This window comes from Chryseobacterium aquifrigidense, from assembly GCF_006716485.1.
Taxonomy (GTDB): domain Bacteria; phylum Bacteroidota; class Bacteroidia; order Flavobacteriales; family Weeksellaceae; genus Chryseobacterium; species Chryseobacterium vietnamense.
In genome coordinates, this window is record NZ_VFPD01000002.1 from 696,650 (window position 1) to 709,821 (window position 13,172).

A 13,172-nucleotide genomic window follows, 5' to 3' on the forward strand; every position below is an offset into this window, starting at 1 on the left:
GTATATAATGCTAATTTAGGTTGATAACTTTAGGTGAATAAGGAGTCAGTAAATATCCTCTTGCCAGTTCAATAAATTCATTTTCCTGCTGCTGAGCCCATTCTTCAGAATATTCTTTTTCTTCAGCAATGATTCTTGCCACGTTATGAGCGCTGTCTATTGCTGCTCTGGCATCAAGGAACAGCAAACGTACTCTTCTTGCCAGGATATCTTCAATGGTTTCTGCCATTTCTGCTCTTACGGCCCATACCACTTCCGCTACAGTGAAAGGGTGATCCGGATGGATTCTTTGAGCATAGCGCGGATTGCTTTGTTGCAATGCTTTGATGGCTGGAATATCAGATCCGTATACATACAGATGATTGGTTCTGTCTACCTGTTCCGGTTTTACATTTCCATGGATGGAAAGGTGTTCCGTTTTAGATGCGCTGTTTCCCAATCTGTGAACTTTCATAGCTTCATCTATGGTATCTTCTGCCATTTTACGGTAAGTAGTCCATTTCCCTCCAATGATAGAAACCAATCCTGTCTCTGAAGTAATGACTTTGTGGCTTCGGGATACTTCTTTCGTGCTTTTGCTTCCGTCTTTAGGGGCAGCAAGCGGACGAAGACCTGCGAAAACTGATTTTACATCTTCGCGCGTAGGTTTTTTAGCTAAATACTGTCTCGCTGTATTCAATACAAAACTGATTTCCTCTTCCAGTGCACGGGGTTCAAAGCTTTCGTCTTTTAAAAGAGTATCTGTAGTTCCTACCAGAGCTCTGTCATGCCATGGAACAACAAATAAAACCCTGCCGTCTGATGTTTTCGGAATCATGATAGCGTCATCACTTTTAAGAAAGGATTTATCCAGTACAAGGTGAATTCCCTGACTTGGTACTACAAGTTTACCATGTTTAGGGTTGTTCATGTTAAGAATATCATTTGTAAACACACCTGTAGCATTGATCACTACTTTACCGTGTATCTGATATTGCTGTTTGGAAAACTGGTCTTCTGCAACCACACCTATTACTTTATCGGAAGCATCTTTCAAAAGGTTGATTACTTTTACATAGTTGACTGCGCTTCCGCCTTTTTCAATGATTGTTTGAGTAAGGTTAACTGCAAGTCTCGCATCGTCAAACTGTCCATCCTGGTAAACAACACCACTCATTAAGTGATTTTGTTCAATGGTAGGGAGTTTTTCGATAGTTTTTGATTTGCTGATGTATTTTGTTTTACCCAAGCTCAATTTTCCGGCAAGAAAATCATAAACAGATAGTCCTATTTTATAGTATATTCCTCCCCACCATGTATAGTTTGGAATAATAAAAGACTGATTTTTTACGATATGGGCCGCATTTTTTGCCAAGAGTCCTCTTTCCTTTAAAGCTTCTTTTACCAATCCGACATCTCCCTGAGCGAGATATCTAACTCCGCCGTGTACCAATTTGGTACTTCTGCTGGATGTTGCTTTTGCGAAGTCATGAGATTCAAGCAATAAAGTTTTGAATCCCCTGCTTACCGCATCTAATGCTGAACCTAAACCACTGGCTCCTCCTCCTATGACAATAAAGTCCCATTCTTTTACATTGGTTAACTTACTGAGTTCTTCGTTTCGTTTCATAAATGTTTCGTTTATGTTTCGTTTTCAAATATATAAATTAAAAATGAAAGCAAAAAGAAAATAAATGAAATTTTAAGATGTCGAAAAAAAGCGGTATTTTTGATGAAACGAATAAAATGGAAAAGCTATTACCAAGGCAGGATGAAATACTTAAAGAGCTGGATGAGAAAGGACATGTGCTTGTTCAGGATCTGTGTGAAAAGCTCAATGTTTCTTCGGTTACGATCCGAAAGGATCTGAACTATCTCGAAAGCCTGGGGCTTCTTTTCAGAAATCATGGAGGGGCAAGCAAGCAGGTAAGATATGCTTACGAAAAGAATGTAGGTGAAAAAGAAAGTATCAATGTAGAGGCCAAGCAGGATATTGCGAAAGCAGCATTGTCATTGATTCAGGAAAATGATTGCATTATACTGGCTTCCGGTACAACAATGCATTATCTGGCCAGAATGCTGGTGAACTTTGGACCGCTTACGGTATTGACATCTTCTTTACGGGTGGCTATTGAGCTTTGTAATAATCCTAACATTAATATTATACAGTTGGGAGGTGAAGTGCGAAAAAGCTCTACTTCCATAGTGGGTTCTATTTCTGAAGGAATTCTAAAGCAGTTTTCATGTAATAAACTTTTTCTGGGAGTAGATGGAATTGATCCTGAATTCGGAATCAGTACATCCAATGCTGCAGAAGCTCATTTGAATCAGATTATGATGGAATGTGCAGATCAGACAGTAATTCTTGCAGATTCTTCAAAATTAAATAAGAAAGGTTTTGGGAAGATTGCAGCTTTGGATCAGGTGGATTACCTTATTACGGATAAGGGGATCTGTGCTGAAGATAAGGCCGGGCTGGAAGAAGTGGGAGTGAAGGTGATGACTCCGTAGGGTCTTCATCTTAATTTCTTTTTAAAAATCAAAATAAATCTTTGGGAAATTTGTTCTGAATTTTTTCAAAATCATCTAATTGATTAAAAATCAAAATATTTTACTTGAAATATTTGTCAGTTACAAAATTATTCATAAATTTGCACACTCATTTTAGGGGTGTAGTATGCCTATATCAAAAGTAGAAATTACTTCAGACTTCCGAAAAATGGTGATAAATAAAGGATAAATTTTATTATAATATAAACAATGTCAGGTATTATTGGTAAGAAAATCGGTATGACATCTTTGTTTAACGAAGAAGGGAAAAATATTCCTTGTACAGTTATTCAAGCTGGTCCATGCTCGGTTTTACAGGTCAGAACCTTAGAAAACGACGGTTATACAGCTGTGCAGTTAGGTTTCGATGACAAGAGTGAGAAGAACGTTGGTAAAGCGTTAGCTGGCCATTTTAAAAAGGCTGGTTCTGCTCCTAAAGCTAAATTGGTAGAATTCCACAACGGATTCGCTGAAGTGAAAGTAGGAGAAGAAGTAAAAGTTGATTTATTCGCTGAAGGTGAATATGTTGACGTAACAGGAACTTCAAAAGGTAAAGGCTTCCAGGGTGTTGTTAAAAGACACGGATTTGGAGGTGTAATGCAGGCAACTCATGGTCAGCACAACAGACTTAGAGCTCCAGGTTCTATCGGTGCTGGTTCAGACCCTTCAAGAGTATTCAAAGGGATGAGAATGGCTGGAAGAATGGGAGGTAAGCAGGTAACTGTTCAAAACCTTCAAGTGTTAAAAGTTGATCAAGAACAAAATCTTTTAGTAGTAAAAGGTGCTGTTCCGGGAGCTAAAAATTCTTATGTAATTATCAGAAAATGGAACTAGTAGTATTAAATACATCAGGAAAGGAGACCGGAAGAAAAGTAACTCTAGACGAAACAGTATTCGGAATTGAGCCAAATCAGCACGCGGTTTACTTAGAAGTTAAACAGTATCTTGCTGCACAAAGACAAGGTACTCATAAAGCAAAAGAAAGAAGCGAAATTACTGCTTCTACTAAAAAGCTTAAGAAGCAAAAAGGATCAGGATCTGCTAGATACGGTGATATCAAATCTCCAGTATTCAGAGGTGGAGGTAGAGTATTCGGACCAAAACCAAGAGACTACAGATTCAAATTGAACAAAGCTCTTAAGAGATTGGCTAAGAAATCTGTTTTATCTCAAAAAATGAGAGACAACAGCATTAAAGTTTTAGAAGATGTGAGCTTTGACGCTCCTAAGACTAAAGATTTCATCAATGTATTAAATGCATTGGAACTTAACGGTAAAAAATCTTTATTCGTTCTTCCTGAAGCTAACAAGAATGTGTATTTATCTTCAAGAAACTTACCTAAAACTAAAGTAATGAACTTCAACGAGATCAGTTCTTACGATTTAGTAAACGCTGGTGAGATCATTTTCTTCGAAGGTGCAGTTGAAAAATTCCAGGAAAATTTAAAGAAATAAATCATGTCAGTTATTATTAAACCAGTTATTTCAGAAAAGGCTAATTACCTTACAGATTTAAGAGGTTCTTATTCTTTCTTAGTTAACCCTAAGGCGAATAAAATCGAGATCAAAAAAGCTGTTGAAGCAGCTTACGGTGTAAAAGTAGCAGACGTTAATACAATGATTTATGCTCCGAAGGTTTCTTCGAAATACACTAAAAAAGGTCTTCAAGTAGGAAAGACAAATAAATTGAAAAAAGCGGTAATCAAACTTGCTGAAGGTGAGGTTATCGATATTTTTGCTGTAAATTAATTATTAATTATAAATAATAGTAATGTCTGTTAGAAAATTAAAACCTATCACCCCGGGACAGAGATTCAGAATTGTAAACAATTTTGAGGAAATTACTACCAACAAACCAGAGAAATCTCTAACAGTTGGTATTAAAAAGTCAGGTGGACGTAACCAAACAGGTAAAATGACCATGCGTTACACCGGAGGTGGACACAAAAAGAAATACAGAATTATTGACTTCAAAAGAAACAAAGCAAACGTTGAAGCAACTGTAAAATCTGTAGAATACGATCCAAACAGAACTGCATTTATCGCTTTATTAGAGTACGCAGACGGAGAGAAGAGATATATCATCGCTCCAAACGGTATCAAAGTTGATCAGAAAGTAGTATCAGGAGAAAGCGTTGAACCAAACGTAGGTAACGCAATGAAATTGAAAAATATTCCATTGGGTACTGTAATCTCTTGTGTTGAAATGAAACCTGGACAAGGTGCAATTTTAGCAAGAAGTGCTGGTTCTTCAGCTCAATTAACTTCAAGAGATGGTAAATATGCAATCATCAAGTTACCTTCAGGAGAATCAAGAATGATCCTTACTGAATGTATGGCAATGATTGGTTCTGTTTCCAACTCAGATCACCAATTAACTGTATCAGGTAAGGCTGGTAGAAGCAGATGGTTAGGTAGAAGACCAAGAACAAGAGCGGTTGTAATGAACCCAGTAGATCACCCGATGGGTGGTGGTGAAGGACGTTCTTCAGGAGGTCACCCAAGATCTAGAAACGGTAAACCGGCTAAAGGTTACAAAACTAGAAAGAAAAACAAAGTGTCTAACCGTTACATCGTATCTAAAAGAAAATAATTATGGCAAGATCACTTAAGAAAGGACCGTTCATTCATCATACTTTAGATAAGAAGGTTCAGGCAAATATAGAGTCTGGTAAGAAGACAGTTATCAAAACTTGGTCTAGAGCATCTATGATCTCTCCGGACTTCGTAGGACAAACTATTGCAGTACACAACGGGAAATCTTTTATCCCGGTTTATGTTACAGAAAACATGGTTGGTCACAAGTTAGGCGAATTTTCTCCAACAAGATCTTTCAGAGGTCATGGTGGTAACAAAAACAAAGGAAGCAGATAATCATGGGATCAAGAAAACAAGATAGTTCAATCGCAAGAAAAGAAGCTAACAAAGATGTTGTAAAAGCTTCATTAAATAATTGCCCGTCTTCTCCAAGAAAAATGAGATTAGTTGCTGATATCATTAGAGGAGAGCAGGTAGACAAAGCACTTTATATCCTAAAATATTCTAAGAAAGATGCTTCTAACAAGTTAGAAAAATTACTTCTTTCTGCTATGGCTAACTGGCAAGTGAAAAACGAAGGTGCTGACATCGAGGAAGCAAACCTTATCGTTAAAGAAATATTTGTGGATAGTGCAAGACAATTGAAGAGACTAAGACCAGCTCCACAAGGTAGAGGGTATAGAATCAGAAAAAGATCTAACCACGTTACATTAATCTTAGGTAACAAAGAAAATTAATCAAGGTATGGGACAGAAGACAAATCCAATTGGTAACAGATTAGGTATCATCAGAGGATGGGATTCTAACTGGTTTGGTGGAAACGATTATGGAGACAGAATCGCTGAAGACTACAAAATCAGAAGATACCTTGAAGCTAGATTATCTAAAGGTGGTATTTCAAAAATTTATATTGAAAGAACTTTAAAATTAGTTACAGTAACTATTACTACTGCTAGACCGGGACTTATCATCGGTAAAGGAGGTCAGGAAGTTGATAAATTGAAAGAAGAGTTGAAGAAACTTACAGGTAAGGATATTCAAATCAACATTTTCGAAATCAAAAGACCTGAATTAGACGCTGTACTAGTTGCTGATAGTATTTCTAAGCAAATTGAAAACAGAATTTCTTACAGAAGAGCTGTTAAAATGGCAATGGCAAGTACTATGAGAATGGGTGCTGAAGGTATCAAAGTTCAGATTTCTGGTAGATTAAACGGAGCTGAGATGGCAAGATCAGAATCTTTCAAAGAAGGAAGAATTCCATTGTCAACTTTCAGAGCTGATATCGATTACCACTGGGCAGAAGCTCACACTACTTACGGTAGACTAGGGGTTAAAGTTTGGATCATGAAAGGTGAAGTTTACGGTAAAAGAGAACTTTCTCCACTAGTGGGACAACAGAAAAAAGGAGGTCAGTCAGATAGAGGAAACAGAGGTGGAGACAGAGACAACAGAAGACCTAGAAAAAACAACAACAATAACAATAATAATTAAAATTTTAGATTAGAAATTTTGAATTTTAAATTACCGTTACTTTTTTAAAATTAAAAAAAATCTAAAATCTAAAATCTAAAATCTAAAATTTAGAAATTATGTTACAACCAAAAAGAACCAAATTCCGTAGAGTTCATAAGATGAAGATGAAGGGGAATGCCCAGAGAGGTAGTCAACTTGCTTACGGAACTTTTGGGATCAAAGCAACGGAAGGAGCTTGGATCACTGCAAGACAGATTGAAGCAGCTCGTATCGCTGCTACAAGATATATGAAGAGAGAAGGTCAACTATGGATCAAAATCTTCCCAGATAAGCCAATTACTAAAAAACCAGCGGAAGTACGTATGGGTAAAGGTAAAGGTGCTGTTGAATATTGGGTAGCTGTAGTAAAACCAGGTAAAATTATGTTCGAAGTTGGAGGAGTTCCTTACGAAATTGCGAAAGAAGCTCTTAGACTTGCTGCACAAAAATTACCAGTAGTTACTAAATTCATCGTTGCTAACGATTTTGTTAAACCTCTATAATCTTTGAATACAATGAAAAATGCTGATATTAAAAATTTAAGCGCGGGTGATATTCAAGCTCAATTAACTGAAGCAAAAGCTCAATATTCTAAATTGAAATTGGCTCATGCAATCAGCCCAATTGAAAACCCGATTCAAATCAGAGATTTGAGAAAAACAATCGCAAGACTAAACACTGAGTTAACTAACAAACAATAATTTCATTTTACAATGGATAGAAATTTAAGAAAAGAAAGAATCGGAGTGGTTTCCAGCAATAAAATGGAAAAAACTATTGTTGTTAGTGAAACTACAAGAGTAAAGCACCCGATGTACGGTAAATTCGTTTTGAAAACGAAAAAATATACTGCACACGACGAGAACAACGAATGCACAGAAGGTGATACTGTTTTGATCCAAGAAACTAGACCTTTGAGCAAGAGCAAGAGATGGAGATTAGTAAGAATCATTGAAAAAGCTAAGTAATAATGTTACAAACAGAATCAAGATTAAAAGTTGCTGATAACACAGGTGCTAAAGAAGTACTAGTGATCAGAGTTCTGGGAGGAACCAGAAGAAGATATGCTTCAGTTGGTGATAAAATCGTTGTTACGATCAAGGATTCTACACCATCAGGAAACGCTAAAAAAGGTCAGGTATCTAAAGCTGTAGTAGTAAGAACTAAAAAAGCAGTAAGAAGAAAAGATGGTTCATACATCAAATTCGACGACAATGCTTGTGTATTACTAAACGCAGCGGGAGAAATGAGAGGAACGCGTGTTTTCGGACCAGTTGCTCGTGAGTTGAGAGACAAAGAATATATGAAAATCATTTCATTAGCTCCTGAAGTACTTTAATTTTTAAAATTTTTAAAAGAAATGTCAAAGTTAAAAATAAAAAGAGGAGATAACGTAATCATTACTACTGGTAAGAAAGATATCAAAGGTAAGACTGGTGAAGTTATTGAAGTGATCAAGAAAGAAGGTAGAGACCCAAGAGTAATCGTTGCAGGACTTAACATCGTTAAGAAACACGTTAAGCCTTCAGCTTCTAATCCTCAAGGAGGAATTACTGAAAAGGAAGCTTCTATTCATATCTCAAACGTAGCTTTAGTTGGTAAAGACGGAAAAGCTATCAAAATCGGTTACAAAATCGAAGGAGATAAGAAAGTAAGAATTAACAAAAAAACGGGTGAAACTTTATAATTTGAATTAACATGGAATTTATAGCAAGACCCAAAAAAGCATATAAAGAAACAATTGTTCCTGCAATGATGGAAGAATTCGGGTACAAGTCAATCATGCAAGTACCTAGATTAGAGAAAATCGTTGTATCACAAGGTTTAGGAGATGCTACTGCAGATAAGAAAATTATTGATTATGCTGTAGAAGAATTGACAAACATCACAGGTCAGAAAGCAGTTGGTACAATCTCTAAGAAAGACGAAGCTGCATTCAAACTAAGAAAAGGTATGCCTGTAGGTGCAAAGGTAACTTTGAGAGCTCACAGAATGTATGAGTTCTTAGACAGACTTACTTCTTCTGCTTTACCACGTATCAGAGATTTCTCTGGTATCAAGGCAGATGGTTTCGATGGTAGAGGTAACTACAACTTAGGTATTACTGAGCAAATTATCTTCCCTGAAATCGTAATTGACAAAGTGAAAAAAATCCAAGGGATGGACATCACTTTCGTAACTACTGCGAAAACAGATAAAGAAGCTAAAGCATTATTAACTCACTTCGGTTTACCATTTAAAAAGAACTAAGAAATGGCTAAAGAATCAATGAAAGCGCGTGAGCGCAAAAGAGAAGCACTAGTTGCTAAATACGCTGCTAAAAGACAAGCTCTTAAAGAAGCTGGTGATTACGAAGGACTTCAAAAATTGCCTAAAAATGCTTCTCCTGTAAGATTACACAACAGATGTAAACTAACAGGTAGACCAAGAGGATACATGAGAACGTTCGGTATTTCCAGAGTAACTTTCAGAGAAATGGCAAACAACGGTCTTATCCCAGGTGTAAGAAAAGCTAGTTGGTAATAATTACTAATTAAAAATCGGGACAATTAAGTTGTCAGGATACTAAAGAATAAAAATATCAGACCGAAGATTTCTGACGTCTGATATTTTAATCTTCAAGTCTTTTCAAAACTGATTGTTCTTTAACCAATAATTTATAAAAGAAAAATGGTAACAGATCCAATTTCAGATTTCCTAACAAGAGTAAGGAACGCACAAAGCGCAGGCCACAAAGTGGTGGAAATTCCTGCATCGAAAATCAAAAAGGAGATTACTAAGATCTTATTTGATCAAGGGTATATCTTAAACTACAAGTTTGAAGATAACGCTGTTCAAGGAGTGATCAAAATCGCTTTAAAGTACGATAAGCAAACCAACAAACCGGCTATCAAGTCTATCCAAAGAGCTTCTAGACCAGGTTTGAGACAGTACAAAGGTTCTACTGAACTTCCAAGAGTACTAAACGGTTTGGGTATTTCTATCATCTCTACTTCTAAAGGAGTAATGACTGACAAGAAAGCTAGAGAAGAGAAAGTAGGCGGTGAAGTAATCTGCTATGTTTATTAATTTTTAATCAGAGGAAAATGTCAAGAATTGGTAAAGCAATTATAACAATTCCAGCTGGAGTTACAATCACTGAAAACAACGGTGTAGTAACTGTAAAAGGAGCAAAAGGAGAACTTTCTCAAGAGCTTACAGCAGGAATTACTATAGAACAAAAAGATGGTGAACTTAACGTAAACAGACCATCTGATTCTAAGCAACACAAAGCGCTTCACGGTTTATACAGAGCGTTAATCAACAACATGATTGTTGGTGTAAATGCAGGTTTCGAAAAGAAACTTGAACTAGTAGGGGTAGGATATAGAGCTTCACACGCAGGTCAAAAACTTGAGTTAGCTTTAGGATTCTCTCACGGTATCGTATTGGAACTTCCAAACGAAGTAAAAGTAGATACATTGACTGAAAAAGGTAAAAACCCAATTATTACTTTAACGTCTCACGACAACCAACTTCTAGGAATGGTAGCTGCAAAGATCCGTTCTTTCAGAAAGCCTGAGCCTTACAAAGGAAAAGGTGTAAGATTCGTAGGAGAAATTGTTAGACGTAAAGCTGGTAAATCTGCTTAATAAATTATAAGTATTATGGCATTAAGTAAATTAGAAAAAAGAATAAGAATCAAAAGAAGAGTAAGAGGGAAAATCTCTGGATCTTCTGAATTGCCAAGATTATCTGTATACAAAAGTAATAAGGAAATTTACGCTCAGTTAATCGATGATAAAAATGGTAAAACTTTAGCATCAGCTTCTTCTAGAGAAAAAGGTGTAGACGCTAAAGGTACTAAGACTGAAGTTTCTGCTGCTGTTGGTAAAGCTATCGCTGCTAAAGCTATCGCTGCAGGAATCGAAAGTATTGTATTTGACAGAAACGGATTCGTATACCACGGTAGAGTAAAAGCTCTAGCTGATGGTGCAAGAGAAGGTGGACTTAAATTCTAATCATTAAATTTCGGAAAATATGTTAGGACTAGATAATATAGAAAGAGTAAAACCGGGAGGATTAGAATTAAAAGATCGTCTCGTAGCTGTTAACAGAGTAACAAAAGTAACAAAAGGAGGTAGAGCTTTCGGATTTTCTGCTATTGTTGTAGTAGGTAACGAAGAAGGTGTTATCGGTTTCGGTTTAGGAAAATCTAAAGAGGTTGCTTCTGCAATTGCTAAAGCAGTTGAAGACGCTAAGAAAAACCTTGTGAAAGTTCCTGTAATGAACCATACTATTCCTCACCAAACTACTGCTAGATACGGTGGTGCAGATATCTTCTTAAGACCTGCTTCTCACGGTACAGGACTTATCGCCGGTGGTGCGGTAAGAGCGGTATTGGAATCAGCTGGTATTCACGATATCCTTTCAAAATCTAAAGGATCTTCTAACCCTCACAACGTAGTGAAAGCTACTTTCAAAGCGTTATTAGACATCAGAAGACCTGAAGAGATCGCTAGAATGAGAGGGATTTCTCTAAGTAAAGTGTTTAACGGTTAATAATTAAAGCAATGGCAACAATTAAAGTAAAGCAAGTAAGAAGCGCTATTGGTAGAACAAAAACCCAAAAGAGAACGCTTGAAGCATTAGGATTAAAAAAACTTCACCAAGTTGTAGAGCACGAAGCTACTCCTTCTATCTTAGGAATGATCGCTGCAGTAAGCCACTTACTTGAAGTTCAAAAATAATTTTATAAAAGAGAAATTAAAATGAATTTAAATAACATACAACCTGCTGCAGGATCTACTTTCAACTCAAAGAGAATTGGTAGAGGTCAGGGTAGCGGAAAAGGAGGTACTTCAACAAAAGGACACAAAGGTCAGAAAGCTAGAGCTGGTTATTCTCAAAAAATCGGTTTCGAAGGTGGACAGATGCCTTTACAAAGAAGATTACCTAAATTCGGATTCAAAAACGTAAACAGAAAAGAGTTTAGAGGAGTTAACCTTGATACTATTCAAACGTTAATCGAGAACAAATCCATCACTGGAGAAATCACGAAAGAAGTTTTAGTAGCAAACGGGATAGTTTCTAAAAACGAATTAGTGAAAATTATGGGTAGAGGAGAATTGAAATCTGCGGTTTCAATCTCTGCTGACAAATTCACTAAATCTGCTGAAGAGCTTATTGCTAAAGCAGGTGGAAAAGCAATTACCTTATAATACTTACTAATGAAAGAATTTATACAAACACTTAAAAATATTTGGAGTCTTAAAGAACTTAGAGATAAAATTCTCTTTACTTTAGGTATTATCCTTGTGTATAGATTCGCATCTTATATCTCGCTTCCTGCAATTAACCTTGCAGAGGTGGGAGATCTCTTAGAGCATTATAAAAATCAAGGCGGTAACAAGCAAGGAGCAGGTCTCCTTGGCTTGCTTTCGTCGTTTACGGGGGGAGCTTTCAGCCACGCTTCCGTAATGGCGTTAGGAATCATGCCTTATATTTCTGCTTCTATTATTGTTCAGTTGATGGGGATGGCTATTCCTTATCTTCAGAAGCTTCAGAAAGATGGAGAGTCAGGTAGAAATACATTGAACCAAATTACAAGATGGTTAACGATTGGAGTTTGTCTGGTACAGGCACCTTCTTACTTAACTTCTATTACTCAATTATTCTTACCGTATGCTCAGTTCCAGTCTGCATACTATGTAGAGCCTAATTCAATCATGTTCTGGTTACCAAGTATTGTTATTTTGGTTGCCGGTTCAGTATTTGCAATGTGGCTAGGTGAAAAGATTACCGATAAAGGAATCGGAAACGGTATCTCTATCCTTATTATGGTGGGGATCCTTTCAAGATTACCTGAGGCATTCGTACAGGAGATGGCCGTGCAGAACGGAAAAGGAGGAATGGGATCTATCATGATCCTTATTGAAGTATTATTCTGGATGTTGGTAGTTCTTTTAGCAGTAATCTTATCAGTAGCTGTTAGAAAAATTCCAATTCAGTATGTAAGCAGAGCTCAAGCAAGAGGAGGTGTAAACAGAAATCTTATGCAGGGAGCAAGACAATGGATTCCATTGAAAGTAAATGCTGCTGGTGTAATGCCGATTATCTTTGCTCAGGCATTGATGTTCGTACCAGGATTATTAACAAAATTCGATGAGTCTAATACTTTTCTTGCAGGTTTCAAGAATGTTTTTAGCTGGCAGTACAACGTATTGTTTGCGCTATTAATTATTATCTTCTCATTTTTCTATACTGCGATTACAATTCCGGTAAACCAGATGGCTGATGACTTGAAGAGAAATGGAGGTTTAGTACCGAAAGTAAGACCCGGTAAAGAGACCGCTGATTATTTAGATGATATTTTATCAAAAATTACCTTGCCAGGTGCAATTTTTTTATCTATCTTTGCAGTCCTTCCAGCAATTGTGCATGGAAGCTTTGTTCAGACAGATGCGTTTGCCCTATTTTTCGGGGGAACGTCACTATTAATTATGGTGGGTGTAATTTTAGATACAGTTCAACAGATTAATACATATCTGCTGAACCATCACTATGATGGCTTAATGCAGTCTAAATTATCAAGAACGACTGGATATTAAT

The 13,172-nt window shown here is 36.7% G+C and carries 23 protein-coding genes; 22 read left to right on the forward strand and 1 reads right to left on the reverse strand.

The window, feature by feature from the left end; translation table 11 throughout:
* Positions 1-10: 10 nt before the first annotated feature.
* Complete coding sequence (locus FB551_RS18170) at positions 11-1,609, reverse strand: glycerol-3-phosphate dehydrogenase/oxidase (RefSeq protein WP_142018486.1); 1,599 nt, start codon at positions 1,607-1,609, stop codon at positions 11-13.
* A gap of 116 nt (positions 1,610-1,725) precedes the next feature.
* Between FB551_RS18170 and FB551_RS18175 the strand changes: the two genes are divergently transcribed.
* The 22 genes from FB551_RS18175 to secY all read left to right on the forward strand — a co-directional run bounded on the left by FB551_RS18175 (position 1,726) and on the right by secY (position 13,171).
* Positions 1,726-2,490: a DeoR/GlpR family DNA-binding transcription regulator gene (locus FB551_RS18175; RefSeq protein WP_142018531.1), complete on the forward strand. Its 765-nt coding sequence runs from the start codon at positions 1,726-1,728 to the stop codon at positions 2,488-2,490.
* A 249-nt stretch (positions 2,491-2,739) separates the two neighbouring features.
* Entirely contained in the window at positions 2,740-3,363 is a 624-nt protein-coding gene (rplC, locus tag FB551_RS18180; RefSeq protein ID WP_047427595.1) for a 50S ribosomal protein L3, read from the forward strand.
* A complete protein-coding gene (rplD, locus tag FB551_RS18185) occupies positions 3,354-3,983 on the forward strand; it encodes a 50S ribosomal protein L4 (protein ID WP_034694672.1) in 630 nt (209 codons plus the stop codon). The genes rplC and rplD overlap by 10 nt, the downstream gene beginning before the upstream one ends.
* Positions 3,984-3,986: 3 nt before the next feature.
* On the forward strand, positions 3,987-4,277 hold the full coding sequence (rplW, locus tag FB551_RS18190) for a 50S ribosomal protein L23 (protein WP_002983204.1): 291 nt from the start codon (positions 3,987-3,989) through the stop codon (positions 4,275-4,277).
* A 22-nt stretch (positions 4,278-4,299) separates the two neighbouring features.
* Entirely contained in the window at positions 4,300-5,121 is an 822-nt protein-coding gene (gene rplB / locus FB551_RS18195; protein WP_027381305.1) for a 50S ribosomal protein L2, read from the forward strand.
* A 2-nt stretch (positions 5,122-5,123) separates the two neighbouring features.
* Positions 5,124-5,402, forward strand: coding sequence for a 30S ribosomal protein S19 (rpsS, locus tag FB551_RS18200; protein ID WP_002983209.1), 279 nt, complete (start codon positions 5,124-5,126; stop codon positions 5,400-5,402).
* Positions 5,403-5,404: 2 nt separating this feature from the next.
* The gene (gene rplV / locus FB551_RS18205) at positions 5,405-5,803 is read left to right on the forward strand and encodes a 50S ribosomal protein L22 (RefSeq protein WP_002983214.1); all 399 of its coding nucleotides are present in this window, start codon (positions 5,405-5,407) and stop codon (positions 5,801-5,803) included.
* 7 nt (positions 5,804-5,810) lie between these two features.
* Positions 5,811-6,560, forward strand: coding sequence for a 30S ribosomal protein S3 (gene rpsC, locus FB551_RS18210; protein WP_034694675.1), 750 nt, complete (start codon positions 5,811-5,813; stop codon positions 6,558-6,560).
* 98 nt (positions 6,561-6,658) lie between these two features.
* Positions 6,659-7,084, forward strand: coding sequence for a 50S ribosomal protein L16 (rplP, locus tag FB551_RS18215; protein WP_034694677.1), 426 nt, complete (start codon positions 6,659-6,661; stop codon positions 7,082-7,084).
* A 12-nt stretch (positions 7,085-7,096) separates the two neighbouring features.
* Complete coding sequence (gene rpmC / locus FB551_RS18220) at positions 7,097-7,282, forward strand: 50S ribosomal protein L29 (RefSeq protein WP_034694678.1); 186 nt, start codon at positions 7,097-7,099, stop codon at positions 7,280-7,282.
* 12 nt (positions 7,283-7,294) lie between these two features.
* On the forward strand, positions 7,295-7,549 hold the full coding sequence (rpsQ, locus tag FB551_RS18225; RefSeq protein ID WP_027371715.1) for a 30S ribosomal protein S17: 255 nt from the start codon (positions 7,295-7,297) through the stop codon (positions 7,547-7,549).
* Positions 7,550-7,551: 2 nt separating this feature from the next.
* A complete protein-coding gene (gene rplN, locus FB551_RS18230) occupies positions 7,552-7,920 on the forward strand; it encodes a 50S ribosomal protein L14 (protein WP_002983226.1) in 369 nt (122 codons plus the stop codon).
* A 21-nt stretch (positions 7,921-7,941) separates the two neighbouring features.
* Complete coding sequence (gene rplX, locus FB551_RS18235; protein ID WP_047427597.1) at positions 7,942-8,268, forward strand: 50S ribosomal protein L24; 327 nt, start codon at positions 7,942-7,944, stop codon at positions 8,266-8,268.
* An 11-nt stretch (positions 8,269-8,279) separates the two neighbouring features.
* The gene (gene rplE, locus FB551_RS18240) at positions 8,280-8,831 is read left to right on the forward strand and encodes a 50S ribosomal protein L5 (RefSeq protein ID WP_047427599.1); all 552 of its coding nucleotides are present in this window, start codon (positions 8,280-8,282) and stop codon (positions 8,829-8,831) included.
* Between the two features lie 3 nt (positions 8,832-8,834).
* Positions 8,835-9,104: a 30S ribosomal protein S14 gene (rpsN, locus tag FB551_RS18245; protein WP_002983233.1), complete on the forward strand. Its 270-nt coding sequence runs from the start codon at positions 8,835-8,837 to the stop codon at positions 9,102-9,104.
* A 147-nt stretch (positions 9,105-9,251) separates the two neighbouring features.
* A complete protein-coding gene (gene rpsH, locus FB551_RS18250; protein WP_034694686.1) occupies positions 9,252-9,650 on the forward strand; it encodes a 30S ribosomal protein S8 in 399 nt (132 codons plus the stop codon).
* Positions 9,651-9,667: 17 nt separating this feature from the next.
* Complete coding sequence (gene rplF, locus FB551_RS18255; protein ID WP_047427603.1) at positions 9,668-10,213, forward strand: 50S ribosomal protein L6; 546 nt, start codon at positions 9,668-9,670, stop codon at positions 10,211-10,213.
* A gap of 15 nt (positions 10,214-10,228) precedes the next feature.
* Entirely contained in the window at positions 10,229-10,582 is a 354-nt protein-coding gene (gene rplR / locus FB551_RS18260) for a 50S ribosomal protein L18 (RefSeq protein WP_034694689.1), read from the forward strand.
* Between the two features lie 19 nt (positions 10,583-10,601).
* A complete protein-coding gene (gene rpsE, locus FB551_RS18265) occupies positions 10,602-11,123 on the forward strand; it encodes a 30S ribosomal protein S5 (protein ID WP_002983245.1) in 522 nt (173 codons plus the stop codon).
* A gap of 11 nt (positions 11,124-11,134) precedes the next feature.
* Positions 11,135-11,311, forward strand: a complete 177-nt coding sequence (gene rpmD, locus FB551_RS18270; protein WP_029297759.1) for a 50S ribosomal protein L30 — start codon at positions 11,135-11,137, stop codon at positions 11,309-11,311.
* A gap of 21 nt (positions 11,312-11,332) precedes the next feature.
* Positions 11,333-11,782 (forward strand): 50S ribosomal protein L15, encoded by a 450-nt coding sequence (gene rplO / locus FB551_RS18275; RefSeq protein WP_047096813.1) that lies wholly within the window; start codon positions 11,333-11,335, stop codon positions 11,780-11,782.
* A gap of 9 nt (positions 11,783-11,791) precedes the next feature.
* Positions 11,792-13,171 (forward strand): preprotein translocase subunit SecY, encoded by a 1,380-nt coding sequence (secY, locus tag FB551_RS18280; protein ID WP_002983253.1) that lies wholly within the window; start codon positions 11,792-11,794, stop codon positions 13,169-13,171.
* Position 13,172: the final 1 nt, after the last annotated feature.

Bases quoted from the DNA above. Each gene is read 5' to 3' on its own strand.
- FB551_RS18175 (WP_142018531.1), top strand. From the start codon at position 1,726: ATGGAAAAGCTATTACCAAGGCAGGATGAAATACTTAAAGAGCTGGAT.
- rplO (WP_047096813.1), top strand. From the start codon at position 11,333: ATGAATTTAAATAACATACAACCTGCTGCAGGATCTACTTTCAACTCA.
- rplE (WP_047427599.1), top strand. From the start codon at position 8,280: ATGGAATTTATAGCAAGACCCAAAAAAGCATATAAAGAAACAATTGTT.
- rpsE (WP_002983245.1), top strand. From the start codon at position 10,602: ATGTTAGGACTAGATAATATAGAAAGAGTAAAACCGGGAGGATTAGAA.
- rplD (WP_034694672.1), top strand. From the start codon at position 3,354: ATGGAACTAGTAGTATTAAATACATCAGGAAAGGAGACCGGAAGAAAA.
- rplP (WP_034694677.1), top strand. From the start codon at position 6,659: ATGTTACAACCAAAAAGAACCAAATTCCGTAGAGTTCATAAGATGAAG.
- rpsH (WP_034694686.1), top strand. From the start codon at position 9,252: ATGGTAACAGATCCAATTTCAGATTTCCTAACAAGAGTAAGGAACGCA.
- rpsQ (WP_027371715.1), top strand. From the start codon at position 7,295: ATGGATAGAAATTTAAGAAAAGAAAGAATCGGAGTGGTTTCCAGCAAT.
- rplW (WP_002983204.1), top strand. From the start codon at position 3,987: ATGTCAGTTATTATTAAACCAGTTATTTCAGAAAAGGCTAATTACCTT.
- rpmC (WP_034694678.1), top strand. From the start codon at position 7,097: ATGAAAAATGCTGATATTAAAAATTTAAGCGCGGGTGATATTCAAGCT.
- rpsC (WP_034694675.1), top strand. From the start codon at position 5,811: ATGGGACAGAAGACAAATCCAATTGGTAACAGATTAGGTATCATCAGA.
- FB551_RS18170 (WP_142018486.1), bottom strand. From the start codon at position 1,609: ATGAAACGAAACGAAGAACTCAGTAAGTTAACCAATGTAAAAGAATGG.
- rplX (WP_047427597.1), top strand. From the start codon at position 7,942: ATGTCAAAGTTAAAAATAAAAAGAGGAGATAACGTAATCATTACTACT.
- secY (WP_002983253.1), top strand. From the start codon at position 11,792: ATGAAAGAATTTATACAAACACTTAAAAATATTTGGAGTCTTAAAGAA.
- rpsS (WP_002983209.1), top strand. From the start codon at position 5,124: ATGGCAAGATCACTTAAGAAAGGACCGTTCATTCATCATACTTTAGAT.
- rpmD (WP_029297759.1), top strand. From the start codon at position 11,135: ATGGCAACAATTAAAGTAAAGCAAGTAAGAAGCGCTATTGGTAGAACA.
- rpsN (WP_002983233.1), top strand. From the start codon at position 8,835: ATGGCTAAAGAATCAATGAAAGCGCGTGAGCGCAAAAGAGAAGCACTA.
- rplF (WP_047427603.1), top strand. From the start codon at position 9,668: ATGTCAAGAATTGGTAAAGCAATTATAACAATTCCAGCTGGAGTTACA.
- rplN (WP_002983226.1), top strand. From the start codon at position 7,552: ATGTTACAAACAGAATCAAGATTAAAAGTTGCTGATAACACAGGTGCT.
- rplC (WP_047427595.1), top strand. From the start codon at position 2,740: ATGTCAGGTATTATTGGTAAGAAAATCGGTATGACATCTTTGTTTAAC.
- rplB (WP_027381305.1), top strand. From the start codon at position 4,300: ATGTCTGTTAGAAAATTAAAACCTATCACCCCGGGACAGAGATTCAGA.
- rplR (WP_034694689.1), top strand. From the start codon at position 10,229: ATGGCATTAAGTAAATTAGAAAAAAGAATAAGAATCAAAAGAAGAGTA.
- rplV (WP_002983214.1), top strand. From the start codon at position 5,405: ATGGGATCAAGAAAACAAGATAGTTCAATCGCAAGAAAAGAAGCTAAC.